The sequence below is a fragment of the Pseudomonas lopnurensis genome (assembly GCF_015070855.1).
GTDB lineage: Bacteria > Pseudomonadota > Gammaproteobacteria > Pseudomonadales > Pseudomonadaceae > Stutzerimonas > Stutzerimonas lopnurensis.
In genome coordinates, this window is record NZ_JADDIX010000012.1 from 28269 (window position 1) to 42104 (window position 13836).

The 13836-nt window shown below is 64.8% G+C and carries 8 protein-coding genes; 4 read left to right on the forward strand and 4 right to left on the reverse strand.

Features of this window, described 5'->3' with window-relative positions; genetic code table 11:
• Positions 1-33: 33 nt before the first annotated feature.
• Positions 34-642, reverse strand: coding sequence for an adenylyl-sulfate kinase (gene cysC / locus IN820_RS02305; RefSeq protein WP_193679430.1), 609 nt, complete (start codon positions 640-642; stop codon positions 34-36).
• A 152-nt stretch (positions 643-794) separates the two neighbouring features.
• On the opposite strand from cysC, the gene IN820_RS02310 reads away from it, so the two are divergent.
• Positions 795-1607, forward strand: a complete 813-nt coding sequence (locus tag IN820_RS02310; protein WP_235989051.1) for an aspartyl/asparaginyl beta-hydroxylase domain-containing protein — start codon at positions 795-797, stop codon at positions 1605-1607.
• Positions 1595-2563, forward strand: coding sequence for a sulfotransferase family protein (locus IN820_RS02315; RefSeq protein ID WP_193679431.1), 969 nt, complete (start codon positions 1595-1597; stop codon positions 2561-2563). Before IN820_RS02310 ends, IN820_RS02315 begins: the two co-directional genes overlap by 13 nt.
• A 5-nt stretch (positions 2564-2568) precedes the next feature.
• Here the strand turns inward: IN820_RS02315 and IN820_RS02320 are convergent, their stop codons facing one another.
• Positions 2569-3114, reverse strand: coding sequence for a GNAT family N-acetyltransferase (locus IN820_RS02320; RefSeq protein WP_193679432.1), 546 nt, complete (start codon positions 3112-3114; stop codon positions 2569-2571).
• A gap of 26 nt (positions 3115-3140) precedes the next feature.
• On the opposite strand from IN820_RS02320, the gene IN820_RS02325 reads away from it, so the two are divergent.
• Positions 3141-3440, forward strand: a complete 300-nt coding sequence (locus tag IN820_RS02325) for a DUF6916 family protein (protein ID WP_193679433.1) — start codon at positions 3141-3143, stop codon at positions 3438-3440.
• Positions 3441-3479: 39 nt separating this feature from the next.
• On the opposite strand, the gene IN820_RS02330 is transcribed toward IN820_RS02325, so the two are convergent.
• Positions 3480-4067, reverse strand: a complete 588-nt coding sequence (locus IN820_RS02330; RefSeq protein ID WP_193679434.1) for a phage tail protein — start codon at positions 4065-4067, stop codon at positions 3480-3482.
• 22 nt (positions 4068-4089) lie between these two features.
• Positions 4090-4677, reverse strand: coding sequence for a phage tail protein (locus tag IN820_RS02335; protein ID WP_193679435.1), 588 nt, complete (start codon positions 4675-4677; stop codon positions 4090-4092).
• 589 nt (positions 4678-5266) lie between these two features.
• Here IN820_RS02335 and IN820_RS02340 point away from each other — a divergent pair.
• Complete coding sequence (locus IN820_RS02340) at positions 5267-13792, forward strand: Ig-like domain-containing protein (RefSeq protein WP_193679436.1); 8526 nt, start codon at positions 5267-5269, stop codon at positions 13790-13792.
• Positions 13793-13836 lie beyond the last annotated feature (44 nt).

The window sequence follows — 13836 nt, forward strand, 5'->3', positions numbered from 1 at the left end:
CGGAGCGCACCCTGCACGGCTACACCCCAGACCCTAGTCGTCGGCGCGCAGCACGCCACACTCGCCAAGCCAGCGCAGCAGCCACGTCACGTTCTCTTCTACCGGGCGGCTCTCGCAGTCCAGCACCAGGTCGGGCGCGGCGGGGGGCTCGTAAGGCGCAGAGATGCCGGTGAAACCGGCCAGCGTTCCACGGCGCGCCAGGGCGTAGTGGCCCTTGGGATCGCGCCGCTCGCAGGCTTCCAGGGAGGCACGACACCAGATCTCGCGGTAATCGTCGCCCAGGCGGCCGGCCAGCAATGCCCGCTGGCTCGCCAGCGGCGCGATCAGCGCCAGGATCACGATGACGCCCGACTCGACCAGCAGCGCCGCGACCTCGCCGGCGCGGCGCAGGTTCTCCTGGCGCTCCGCCTCGGAAAACCCCAGATCCCGGCACAAGCCGCCGCGCAATGCATCGCCGTCCAGCACCAGGCTGCGCGCGCCCCGTTCGAACAGCCTGGCATGCAGCGCTTGCGCGAGCGTGGATTTGCCGGCGGCCGGCAACCCTGTCAGCAGCAAGGCTGCGCCGGCATGCGCGTTGCGCGACTCGTGCCGGGCACGGCTCACCGCCTGTTCTGGAGCCAGCAGATGACGCTTCCCTGACATGATCGCCTCCTGGCAACCGGAACGCAGAGGGGGGATTTCAACAGAGCCATGGCAGGCCCTGCAAATTCTGCCGGTTTCATGGCTCGGGCCGACGGCATAGAATGCAGCGCATACGGGCCGGCGACGGATGCGGCCCCCGAGACGAGGCTCGCATGATGCGTCCATTTCCTCCGCTCCCCGCCTATGCCCGCCTGCCACCGCGTTTTCCGGTCAGCGACCTGCAGGCAGCCGTGCGCGCTCTGCCTGACCCGGCATGGACGCCCCATTTCAACAGCGGTTACCACAACGGCGGCTGGAGCGGCATCGCTCTGCTCGGCCCGGAGTCGCCCCATGACCCGCTGTTGCCCGCCCACGGCGGTATTTCCCCTGCGGTCCGCGCCAGCCAGTGGTGCAGCCCGTTCTGGCAGGCCCTACTGGAACGCATCCCCATGCGCATCAGCAGCGCCCGCTTGCTGCGCCTGGAGGAGGGCGGCTGCATTCGCGAGCACTGCGACCCTGATCTGGGCGATCCACAAGGTGACGTGCGTCTGCACATCCCGATCCACAGCCATCCTGCCGTGGAGTTCATGCTCGAGGGTTTGGTGGTGCCTATGGCCGAAGGCGAATGCTGGCTGCTCGACCTGGCCCGCCCGCACCGGGTCGAGAACCACGGCGACCGACCGCGCATCCACCTGGTGATCGACGCCCGGCGCAACGACTGGCTGTATCGGCAGATCGCCTGCGGCCTCGTCGACACACCCACCGCGCAACCCGCACGCTCGACCCTGGCGTTCGCCGCGTTCCGTCGCCAGGTGCACGAGCGGCCGGCGCTGGCCGAGGCGCTCTGCCGTCTGACCGACGCGGGCCAGTTCGCGGCGCGCGCGGTAGAATTCGGCGATCGGCTCGGCCTGCGCTTCAGCGTGGACGACGTGCGCGCCGCCATGCGTCAGGGACGGAACGACTGGAGTGGCCAATGGCGCGCCTGAATCTGCAGGGCTGGCTGCCCATCCGGCTGTTCGAACGCGACGGCGTTCCACGTATAGACTGGTGCTGGTTCGGCGACTGGCGTCTGACACACCCCTTCTTCCAGGACGACGTAGAGACGGCGCTACGCCTGCCTTTCAATCAGGCCCTGCGCCAGGACACGGCGCTGCACGACCTGCTCGACTGGCAGCAGACCAGCCCTGGGCTGGAGCCGAATGTCTTCATCTTCCACGCCTCGCGCTGTGGCTCGACGCTGTTGGCGCAGATGCTGGCCAGGCTCGACGACCATGTGGTGCTGTCCGAGCCGCCACCGCTCGACCAGGCGCTACGCGCCCACTATCGCAGTGGCTTGCACGGCGAGGCACAACATGACGCCGTCCGCGCCATGCTTTCCGCTCTCGGCCAGCGTCGTGCCGGCTCCGAGCGGCGGTTGGCGGTCAAGCTCGACGCCTGGAATATCTTCGAACTGCCCCTGCTGCGCCGTTGCTTCCCCACCACGCCCTGGCTGTTCCTCTACCGCGACCCGCTGGAAATCGCCGTTTCGCATCTGCAACAGCCCGGCATGCATATGATCGCCGGCATGTTGGGTGCGTCACCGCTGAATCAGGTGGAGGATGCCCCCGCCCCCCGCGAGACGTTCATCGCTCGTCGCCTCGGCCGGCTGCTGGAGACGGCCGCCCATCTCTGCCGGGAGCACGATGGCCTGGCGCTCGAGTACAGTGAACTGCCCATGGCGCTCGACGGCCGGCTGCGCGAATGGCTCGGCCTCGACGCGACGCAGGTGACCAGGGCCCTCGAAGCCTGCGGGCGACACGCCAAGCGGCCCGCCCAGGCATTCACCGCAGACGGCCAGCGCAAACGCGCCGAAGCCACGTCGCAACTAGGTGCGGCCATCGAACGCTGGGCGGATGCGCCCTACCGGGAACTGGAGAGGTTGCGCCTGGAGCAGGGCGGCTGAGCCAATTATCGCGGGAGCGTTCCGGCCGACTGGACAGGCTCGGAACAATGCCACTCCAGATAGCGCTGTACCCCATCCCCACCTCTATCGAGGAAGCCGAGCCGACGGTAGAGATCGTAGGCGCGATTATGTGGCAGTACATGCAGCGACAGCGCTTGGCCGCGCTGACCGGCCAGCGCCTGCAAGGTGCGCAGCAGGATCGTCCCCAGGCCCCGGCCACGCACCTGCGGGCGCAGGACCAGCTCCAGAAGGTGCAGCCTGTCGGCGCCATCGTGCAGGGTCAGCATGCCCTCGGTCCTGTCCTCTGCCTGTACGAGCAGGGTCGCATGGCCGGGATAACCGCTGGCATAGGCCTGCTGGCGCAGCCGCCACTGCTGCTCCAGCAGCACCGCCGGCAACGGCGCATCCTCGCCATAGCGCCCCGAGGCGAACAGGCTGTGCAGCAGGGGTTCGTCATCGGGTAGCGCCTCCCGTACGTGCAGGACGCCATCCACGGCAAGAGCGGACAACAAATCGGCTTTAACTGTCGAACCGGTATTTATATGCTGCATGGGCCTATATTCCGAAGGTTCCTGACATGAGCACACTGATCGAAAACCTCGCGCCGACCGATCTATCCTCCCTGATCGGGAGCGACTTCACCGCCCTGACGGTGCCGCAACCGGTCACACTGACGCTGGCCAAGATCGACATCGGGGTACCCCGTCCGGGATTTCGCACCCCGTTCGCGCTGACCTTCACCTCGGACTGGTCGGTACTGCTGCTGGAGGCGCAGTACCGGTTGGTGGACGAGAACCGCCGCGAACACCTCATGCATCTGGTTCCCGTAGGCGACACGCCCAACCGACAACGGTGCTACATGGCCTATTTCAATTGATGGCCGGGCGCGGCTTCCCGTGGCGGGGCCGCGCCGCTCTCAGTTGCGACTGGGAAAGACGCCATAGATGCAGATGCACATGCTCAGTGCCAGAAACGGCTGCGTCAGCGCGACCGGCTGGTTCGCCCCCGTCACCTCCAGTTGCGGGTTCAGCGTGGCCGTAGCCGGGATGCTGGTCGTGCCCGGAGCGGGCGCGTAGAGGTTGACGGTGACCGGGTCCCGACCGGAATTGCCGTTGGCGCTCGCGAGCGTGGAGCTTGCGGCAGGGACACCGAGCGTCGCGGCACTGCTCGACGCACTCAGATTGACGCTGGCCGTCGCTGTCGCGGTATGGGTATGCGCCGCCATATTGCTGGGCAACAGCGACACATTTTCCGTACCGGCTACTTCACCTTGTGTGTAATGGGTGCCGCTGGTGGAATCGCCAGCGCCCAGCGCCATGCGCCCACCCAGGTTGGGCAGGGCGAACGTCTGGACGCCGTTGCCCCCATAGGTCGTGCCAAGCAGCGCAAACAGCGCGGTATTGGACGGGATGCTCAGCAACTGCCCCTGGCAGAGCAGCCAGTTCTTCGGGGCGAAGTTGCCGGCAAACGGCGCAACCACCCCCATGTAGGATTCGTAATCCATCTCAACCTCGACAGGTGGACCATCAGTTACGGGAAGGGAAGTAACCTTCGATGCAGATGATGTAGTTGATGACGGTATAGGGCTGCAGTACCGAGAAGGGGGCGTTGTTACCCGTGGGGTCGACGGTGATGTTGGCGCTCGCGGTCAAGGGCAGATTCACGGTGCCCGGTGCCGGCGCATAGATATTCACCGTCACGGGATTGCGACCAGAAGCTCCATTGGCTGCGGCCAGCACATGGTCGGCATCGGGCGTGGCGGTATCGGCCAGCGCACTGCTGACCGGCAAGGAGGCGGCCACGGTGCCGGTGGCGACATGGGTGTGCGCGGGCAGGTTGTCCAGGGTCAGCGTCACGCTCTCCACCCCGGCGCTTTGGCCCAAGTCGTAATTGGATGTGCCGGGCGACTGGCCCTGGCCGATGGGCACGCGGCCACGCAGGTCGGGCAGCTTGAAGGTGGTCTGGCCATCGCCCCCATAGGCGACGCCCAGCAGGGAAAACAAGGCGCTGTATTGAGCAATGGACATGGTCTGCCCAGCACAGAAAGCCCAGCCGCGCGGGGCAAAGCTCGGGGCCCAGCCACTGATGGACCCCAGATAGGACTCGGTGCTCATTAATCACTCTCCATATGAACTGGCAAAAAGACCGGGAAGGATGTGCAAACCCGAAAGCTGTCGCTTTGCCAGCATAGACGAAGGGTGCTGATTGCAACAGTAGACTCATCGGGATGCCGTGCGCCCGGATACGACGGAGAGCCCCATGCCAGTTGGCCCCCAAAATGTCGGCCTTTGTAGGAGGAGCGGGGGCGCCTAGTGTCAGGTCTGGTTAGTTTGTTAACTCACTGGGCATTAAGTTGTGGAGCCAGCTTGCTGGCGATCATCGGCAATGGTCGGGATCGCCAGCAAGGACTAGGCGTCCCCCAGGCTCCTACGCTCGAAAAGCTCTTGCGCTTCTCCCGAGTCGCAGCAACGTATGGATAACGAACTTACAAGACAGCCCACTAGCCTTGCTGGCGATCAGCCTTTCAACGGCATCGCCAGCAAGCTGGCTCCTACAAAAGCGTGACGGCCCATGACCTGGCTATCGGAACGGTCGCAAGACCACTCTCACTTTCCGGTTGCCATATCCGGGGAATTGTGAAAATACTGCGCCGCTGAAGGTGGCATTCTGCCGCACGATGACCATGGCACAAGGAGGTCCGCCGTGAAGTTGTTCAATCTGTTCCGCAGCAGAACCGGCGGCTTTACCGCCCAACGCTCTCCTCTCGCCACGGCCCTCGAACCACGGATGATGTTCGATGGTGCGGTGGCCGCCACCGTGGCCGAGGCGGCCACTACGCCCACTGCGGACGCACCAGCCGCCCAGGACGCCGACTCCAGCCAGGACACTCTGGCCGCCGTCCCCTCGGCGACAGCCGATCAGCGCCAGGAAGTGGTGTTTATCGTCGGCAATGTCGCGAACGCCCAGCAACTGGTCGACGCCATCGAACCCGGTACGGAAGTGGTGGTGCTCGACGGCAACCAGGATGGGCTGCGGCAGATCGCCGACTACCTGGAGGGGCGTGAGGGTATTGACGCCATCCACATCATCAGCCACGGGGCCGAGGGCCAATTGCACCTGGGCACCGTCACCCTGGATCAGGCCAACCTGGCCAGCCGCGCCGGCGAACTCGCGGTCATAGGCCGGAGCCTGAGCGACGATGGCGATATCCTGCTCTATGGTTGCGATGTGGCGCGCGACGGCGATGCCTTTCTCAGCCAACTGGCCACGCTGACCGCTGCCGATGTGGCGGCCTCGATCGATGCGACGGGCGCGGCTCTTCATGGCGGCGACTGGGTGCTGGAGGCCCATGCAGGCACGATAGAAACGGATTCCCTGCTACTCAGCGACTACCAGTGGCTTCTCGCCCTTCCCACTGATGGAACCTACACATTCGCGGGAGCCGAGCAAAACCCCGATGGCACGGCCACGACAAGCGATGGCTTCTTCACGATCAGCGCAGTGGACGGCACCGGCGGCAACAATCCGATCACGGCGGACGGGTACGGCGCCTACATCGACGGTGGAGTATCAGCCGCAGGTCCAGGCTTCACCTCGTCCATCATCATCACCACCACTGGAAGCTTCTACCTGACGAGCGCAGTGATCGGTGAGTACACGCCCCCGCCAGGCGGCTCAGCTAATAACGATTTCGAGGATATCGTGGTGATCGGCTATGCCGGCGGCATCGAAGTGGCCCGCACCACCGCGGTCAGCAGCATTGGTTCATACCAAACTGCCTACCCGATAGACTACACACCTTTCAACGGCAAGCTGATCGACAAGATGGAGGTGCAATTCACCGTTCTTGGCGAAGGCGGCGGTGAAGCGAATCATCAGAACACTTTCAACATCGAAAGCCTGAGCATCGCAGGCGCCGCTCTCACCCCCGCGCCCCCGCCCGATGTCGGCAACCAGCCTCCTACACTGAGCGCCGTGGGGCAAAACCCGGTGTTCCAGGAAAATGCCTCTACCCCGGCAGATTTGTTCCACTCGGTGCTTGTCAGCGCTGTCGAGGGCTCGCAGAACATCGATCGGATCACCTTGAGCGTCGCCGGTCTGGCCAACGGTGCCGAGGAAATCCTGCGGATCGATGGCAGCAACGTAGCGCTGATCGATGGCACCTCGGTAACCGCCAATCTTGGCCTTGAGGTCACCGTCAGCGTAAGCGGTACCACCGCTACCGTCATCCTGGCCAAAACCGGTGGCATCACTGCGGCCCAGGCGCAGACCGTGGTCGATGGCCTGGGCTATCGCAACACGGCCGACATCAGCGCCGACAGCACCCGTACCGTCACCCTGATCGACATCCGCGACACTGGCGGCACCGCCGATGGCGGTGTAGACAGCACCGTGCTGTCCATCGTCTCCACCGTAAACCTGCAGCACGACGACGGCTCGTCGACTGAGGGTGAACTGGTGGATGTATTGCAAAACCACACGCTGAGCAACTTCGCCAACGGCTTCACCCTGGCCACCAGCGGCCCGCTGGGTTCGGCCAACGATCCACTCGGCATCTATCTGGACAACGGCACCAGCGGCTGGTTCGAGGTATCGGCGGACGATATAGACATCGGCACTTTCGACCTGACTGCGATCAAGCTGGCCAAGTATGCAGCCCCTGGGGCCTTCAGCATCACCGTCACCGGTATCAAGAGCGACGGCAGCGCCGACGTCACCACCAGCTTCACCAGCGCCGACGGCTCCACCAGCTTCACCAGCGGCGACTTCAGTACGTTCACTGGGCTGAGCAAGTTCCGTATCGACATCACGGCCGACGGCCCTACCGATCAGAACGTCAACCTCATAACCTTCGACAGTTTCCACGTCAGCGGAGTGATCGCGCCACAGGATGCCCCCATAGTTGGCAATCTCGATGGCGCCAGCGTGAACTACCTCGAAGGCAGCGCCGCCGTGCTGCTGGATGTGGGCTCCGACGCCACCGTCACCGACACCGATTCCAGCGATTTTTCCGGCGGTAATGTCACCGTATCCATTGTAACCAACCGGGCGAGTGGCGAAGACGTACTCGCGATCCGAAACCAGGGTGCTGGCGCTGAACAGATTGGTGTCTCCGGATCGAATGTGACCTACGGCGGCACTGTCATCGGTAGCTTCAGCGGTGGCACCGGCAGCAATGACCTGGTAGTGAGCCTCAACGCCAGCTCAACCCCTGCGGCCGTTCAGGCGCTAGTGCGCAACCTGACGTACTCCAATAGCAATATCAGTGATCCGAGTAGCGCATCACGCACCGTCCACATCACCGTCAATGACGGCGATGGCGGCATCAGCGCCGCCTCCGCAGTCACCGTCAGCATCACCCCGGTCAACGACGCCCCGGTATTGACCGCCACCGGCAGCACCCCCACCTACACCGAGAACGGCGCGGCGGTCGATCTGTTCAGCGACGTGATCATCAGCACCGTCGAAGATGGCCAGTCCATCACCGGCTTGAGCCTGACGGTGGCCAACCTCGCCGATGGCGCCAGCGAAATCCTCACCATCGACGGCACCGATATCGCGCTCACCAACGACACCAGTGGCACCACTACCGGCGGTAGTGCGGTTGGCTACAGCGTCACTGTGGTCGGCGGTACCGCCACTGTCACGCTTACGTCAGCCGGCCTGAGCACCGCCAATGCGCAAACGCTGGTGGATGGGATCACTTACCGCAACAGCAGCGAGGCACCCGATATCGGCAGCCGCGTGGTCACCCTGACCAGCATCACCGACAGTGGCGGCACCGCCAATGGCGGGGGCGATACCAGCACGCTGGCCATTGCCGCCACCGTTGCCATCAACGCCGTCAACGATGCCCCCACGCTGTCCGGTGGCCCCTACAGCCTGACCGGCACCGATGAGGACAGCAGCTCCAGCGGCACCCTGGTGTCGACCATCCTCGCCGGACTGACCCATGCCGACGTGGATGGCCCGGCTTCCGGCATCGCCATCACCGCCAGCATCGGCAATGGCACCTGGCAATATTCGATCGATGGTAATACCTGGAGCGACATAGGCAGCGTATCCGGCAGTGCCGCGCTGCTGCTCTCCAGCAGTACCCAGCTGCGCTATGTGCCCGACGGGGCGAATGGCGAAACCGCCACCCTCAGCTTTCGCGCCTGGGACCAGACCAGCGGTGCCGCCTCCACCAGCATGACGCGCAGTACCGCCGATACCACCAGCAACGGTGGCTCGAGCGCATTCTCCAGTGGCACTGCGAGTGCCAGCCTGGTGGTCGCCGCCGTCAACGACGCGCCGGTACTGACGCCGGTCGCCCCCGCCCCCATCCTGATCGGCCTGAACGACAGCGATATCGACAACCCGGGCCAAACAGTGGCCAGCATCGTCGGCACCAGTATCAGCGATGTGGATATGGGGGCGATTGAAGGTATTGCCATCACCGGCCTGGACTCCGGCAACGGCACCTGGCAATACAGCCTGGATGGCAGCGACTGGAGCGATATCGGCAGCGTGTCGAGCGGCGGCGCGCTGCTGCTGCGCGCGACGGATCACGTACGCTTCGTACCCGACGGCGTCAACGCCACCACGGCCAGCTTCACCTACCGGGCCTGGGATCAGAGCGGCGCCAGCGCCGGCCAGCAGGGCAGCAAGGTCGACGCCACGGTTTCCGGTGGCAGCAGCGCCTTCTCCGCCACCAGCGACACCGCCAGCATCACCGTCACCGCCATCAACGATGCGCCGATTCTCACTACCAGCGGCGGCACCACCGCCTTCGTCGAGGGCGACAACGTTGTCTCCACCCCGGTGGCGATCGATGCCGGGCTCACCCTGAGCGACCCGGACAATGCCACCCTCGCCAGCGCGACCGTGGTGATCACAAACAACTTCCAGCCCGGCGAGGACGTGCTGATCTTCGCCAACGATGGCAGTACCATGGGCAACATCTCTGCCAGTTACAATGCCGGCAGCGGCGTGCTGACACTGACATCGGCCGGGGCCACCGCCACGCTGGCCCAGTGGCAGGCGGCCCTGCGTACAGTGGCCTACACCAACGGCAGCGACACCCCCAACGAAGCCACGCGTACCATCAGCTTTGTCGTCAACGATGGTCAGGACAGCAGCACCGCCGCCACCAAGGCCATAGGGGTGACCAGCGTCAACGACACGCCACAGGTCTCGGTGCCCGCGACCATCGACGTGACCGAGGATGTCGCCAGCGCCATCACCGGCATCAGCTTCGGCGACGCCGATGCCGGTAGCGGCTCGGTCACCGTCACCCTCGCCGTCGACTCGGGCAGCCTGAGTGCCACCAGCGGCGGAGGCGTTATCGTCGGCGGCGTCAGCAGCAGTCTGACCCTGACCGGCAGCATCGCCGACATCAACGCCTTCATCGCCAGCAGCAATGTCAGCTTTGTCACCTCTCTCAACGCCACCGCCAACGTCACACTGATCGCCAGCATCAACGATGGCGGCAACACCGGCAGCGGTGGAGCCAAGAGCGACAGCGACACCACCACGCTGCAAGTCGCCGCCGTCAACGACGCGCCGGTCATCAGCGCGCCCGCTACCATTGCGGTCGACGAGGACGTAACCACTGCGCTGACAGGCATCTCCTTCAGTGACGTGGACGCCGGCACGAGTCCCGTCACCGTGACCTTCAGCGTCCCCAGCGGTACGCTGGTCGCCACCGGCGGCGATGGCGTCACCGTGGGCGGTACCAGTGGCAGCATGACGCTGACCGGCAGCATCGCGGACATCAATGCCTACATCGCCGCCGGCAATGTGACCTTTACCACCGCTGCCAACAGCACCAGCGACGTGACCCTGAGCATGGCTATCAACGATGGTGGCAACACCGGTAGCGGTGGTGCGCAAACCGATGCCACCACGGTGACCCTAGCAGTGACCGCGGTCAACGATGCCCCAGTCAACTCGGTGCCCGCCGCGCAGGCTATCGATCAGGATGCGGTGCTGGTGTTCAACGATGCCAATGGCAACCTGATCAGCATCAGCGACGTGGATGCAGGCTCCAATACCGTCGAAGTGACCCTGACCGCGAGCAATGGCCTGATGACCCTTGGTAGCATCGCGGGGCTGTCATTCAGCACCGGCGATGGCAGCGCTGGTGCGACCATGACCTTCAGCGGCAGCATCGCCGACATCAACAATGCCCTGAACGGCCTGGTCTTCAGTCCCACCGGCGGTTACAACGGTCCGGCGAGCATCCAGATCGAAACCAATGACCAGGGCTGGAGCGGTAGCGGCGGCGCGCAGAGCGACGTCGACACCATCGCCATCACGGTCAGCCCGCTGAACCCGGAAGTGGTCAGCGTCCAGGCGGTATCGCCCGATGGCGGCTACAAGGTCGGCGACACCGTCACCGTGACCGTCACCTTCGACCAGGTGGTGAGCGTCGATACCAGTGGCGGCGTACCGACACTGCTGCTGGAAACCGGCAGCATCGACCGCAACGCCATCTACGTTTCCGGTTCGGGCAGCAACACCCTGACCTTCAGCTACGTCGTCCAGGCGGGCGACGTGGCGGCCGACCTCGACTACCAGTCCACCGCTGCACTGGCCCTGAACGGCGCCACCATCCGCAGCGCTGGCAACAATGACGCCATCCTCGTGTTGCCGGTGCTGGGTGGCGCCGATTCGCTGGCCGGCAACAGCGACATCCTGATCGATGGCGCCGCCCCCAGCGTCGGCTCGGTCAGCGTCCCCGCCAACGGCACCTACGTCGCCGGACAGAACCTCGACTTCACCGTCAATTTCGACGAAGCCGTGACCGTCGACGCCAGCGGCGGCACGCCGCGCCTGGCCGTTACCCTGGATACCGGCGGCACCGTCTATGCCGACTACCTAAGCGGCTCCGGCAGTGGCGCCCTGGTGTTCCGCCTGACCATCGCCAGCGGTCAACTGGACAGCAACGGCGTCAGCCTCGGCAGCAGCATCCAGCTCAACGGCAGCACGTTGAAGGATGCGGTGGGCAATGAGGCCAACACCATACTCAATGGTGTGGCGAGCACCGCGGGTGTGCACGTGGATGCCGTACGCCCAACTGCCACCATCTCCGTCGCCGACACCGCGCTGGCAGTCGGCCAGACCTCGCTCGTTACCATCACCTTCAGCGAGGCGGTCTCCGGTTTCACCAGCGCCGACCTGAGCGTCGCCAATGGCACGCTCGACGGGCTATCTTCGTCAGACGGCGGCATCACCTGGACCGCCATCCTCACACCGGCCGCAGATATCGAGGACAGCAGCAACCTCATCACCCTGAACAACGCCGGTGTACAGGATCTGGCGGGCAATACCGGTAGCGGTACCACCGACTCCAACAACTATGCCATCGATACCCTCAGGCCCACTGCTACCATCGTCGTTGCCAACCCTATCCTGGCCGCTGGCGATAGCTCGCTCGTCACCATCACCTTCAATGAAGCGGTGACCGGCCTGACCACGGCCGACTTGAGCATCGCCAACGGCGTGCTCAGCGGCCTGTCATCATCTGATGGCGGTATCACCTGGACGGCCACCCTGACCCCGAATGCCAATGTCGCCGACACCAGCAATCTCATCACGCTGGCCAATACCGGCGTGCAGGATGCCGCCGGCAATACCGGGTTGGGGACAACTGACTCCAACAACTACGCCATCGATAGCCAGGCGCCTGCCGTTTCCTCGGTCAGCGTCCCCGCCAACGGCACCTACGTCGCCGGACAGAACCTCGACTTCACCGTCAATTTCGACGAAGCCGTGACCGTCGACGCCAGCGGCGGCACGCCGCGCCTGGCCGTTACCCTGGATACCGGCGGCACCGTCTATGCCGACTACCTAAGCGGCTCCGGCAGTGGCGCCCTGGTGTTCCGCCTGACCATCGCCAGCGGTCAACTGGACAGCAACGGCGTCAGCCTCGGCAGCAGCATCCAGCTCAACGGCAGCACGCTGAAGGATGCGGTGGGCAATGATGCCAACACCGTACTCGATGGTGTGGCGAGTACTGCAGGCGTGCATGTCGACGCCCAGGCGCCGAGCATCGCCAGCGTCGGCGTACCGGTGGGCGTTCCCTACAACGCAGGCGACGTGCTCAGTTACACCGTCAATACCAGCGAAAATGTCGTGGTCGATACCACGGGTGGCACGCCGCGTCTGGCAATCGATATCGGCGGCGTGACTCGCTATGCCACTTATGTGGCCGGCTCCGGTACCTCCACCCTGGTGTTCCAGTACAGCGTGCAGACGGGCGATAACGATGCCGATGGAATCACCCTGGCCGGCACGCTCGACCTCAACGGAAGTGCCATTCGCGACGCCGCGGGCAACGCCCTGCTACCGACGCTGAACAACCCGGGCGATGCCAGCGGCGTGATCGTCGATACCGACGCCCCGGCGGCCAACGCCATCGTCACCCTGGATGCCAACCCTACCAGCGCCGGCTCGGTGCGCTACACCGTGACCTTCGACGAGGCCGTTACCGGTGTCGACACGAGCGACTTCAGCCTGGTGCCCACCGGCAGCGCATCCGGCAGCATAACCACGGTGACTCAACTGGACGGTCGCACCTACAGTGTGCTGGTGAGTGGGCTGAGCGGCGAAGGCACTCTGCGCCTGGACCTGAACGCCAGCGGCACGGGGATTGTCGACAGTGCCGGCAATGCTATCGTAGGCGGGCTCAGCGGCCAGAGCTACCAACTGGTTGCAGCACCACTGGACCATGGCGATCCGGAGTTCCGCGTCAATCCGCCGACCAGCCTCGTAGAGGCTCCCAACGCGCCGCTGCAGCCCGCACTGCCAAGCGCGCCGCTACCGCCCACTACCTCGCCGCTGCTACCGCCGCCCCTGTTCGAGGTGCCGACCCTGGGGAGCGGCATTCCAACCCTGGGCAATATCTTCATCAATCAGAATGCCCTGGCGCCCAGCTATATCGCTCAGGTCTTCAGCAGTTCCGGCGATGTCGGAGGGGATGGCGCAGGTGTCGCCATCCCCGGTTTCGGCGGTGGCGTATTCGGTTCCAGCAGTCTGTCCAGCGTCTTCGGCAGAGACACCCCGCAGGACGCCGCGCCGCTGGAGGTGTTCGATGGCAAGAAGTGGGGCAGTGGTGGTGCGGCAGGCTTCGGTGCACCGACGCTGGGTCAGCAACTGCGCGACATACGTGAAGGCGAGCAGCGTCCGCTGCGTGAACTGGCCCACGCCCTGCAGCAGATCTCGGCGGCTCAGGCACAAACCTGAGCCGCGACGGATAACAAGCACGGAAAAACCATAGATCGGTGCCG

Bases quoted from the DNA above. Each gene is read 5' to 3' on its own strand.
- cysC (WP_193679430.1), bottom strand. From the start codon at position 642: ATGTCAGGGAAGCGTCATCTGCTGGCTCCAGAACAGGCGGTGAGCCGT.
- IN820_RS02310 (WP_235989051.1), top strand. From the start codon at position 795: ATGATGCGTCCATTTCCTCCGCTCCCCGCCTATGCCCGCCTGCCACCG.
- IN820_RS02315 (WP_193679431.1), top strand. From the start codon at position 1,595: ATGGCGCGCCTGAATCTGCAGGGCTGGCTGCCCATCCGGCTGTTCGAA.
- IN820_RS02320 (WP_193679432.1), bottom strand. From the start codon at position 3,114: ATGCAGCATATAAATACCGGTTCGACAGTTAAAGCCGATTTGTTGTCC.
- IN820_RS02325 (WP_193679433.1), top strand. From the start codon at position 3,141: ATGAGCACACTGATCGAAAACCTCGCGCCGACCGATCTATCCTCCCTG.
- IN820_RS02330 (WP_193679434.1), bottom strand. From the start codon at position 4,067: ATGGATTACGAATCCTACATGGGGGTGGTTGCGCCGTTTGCCGGCAAC.
- IN820_RS02335 (WP_193679435.1), bottom strand. From the start codon at position 4,677: ATGAGCACCGAGTCCTATCTGGGGTCCATCAGTGGCTGGGCCCCGAGC.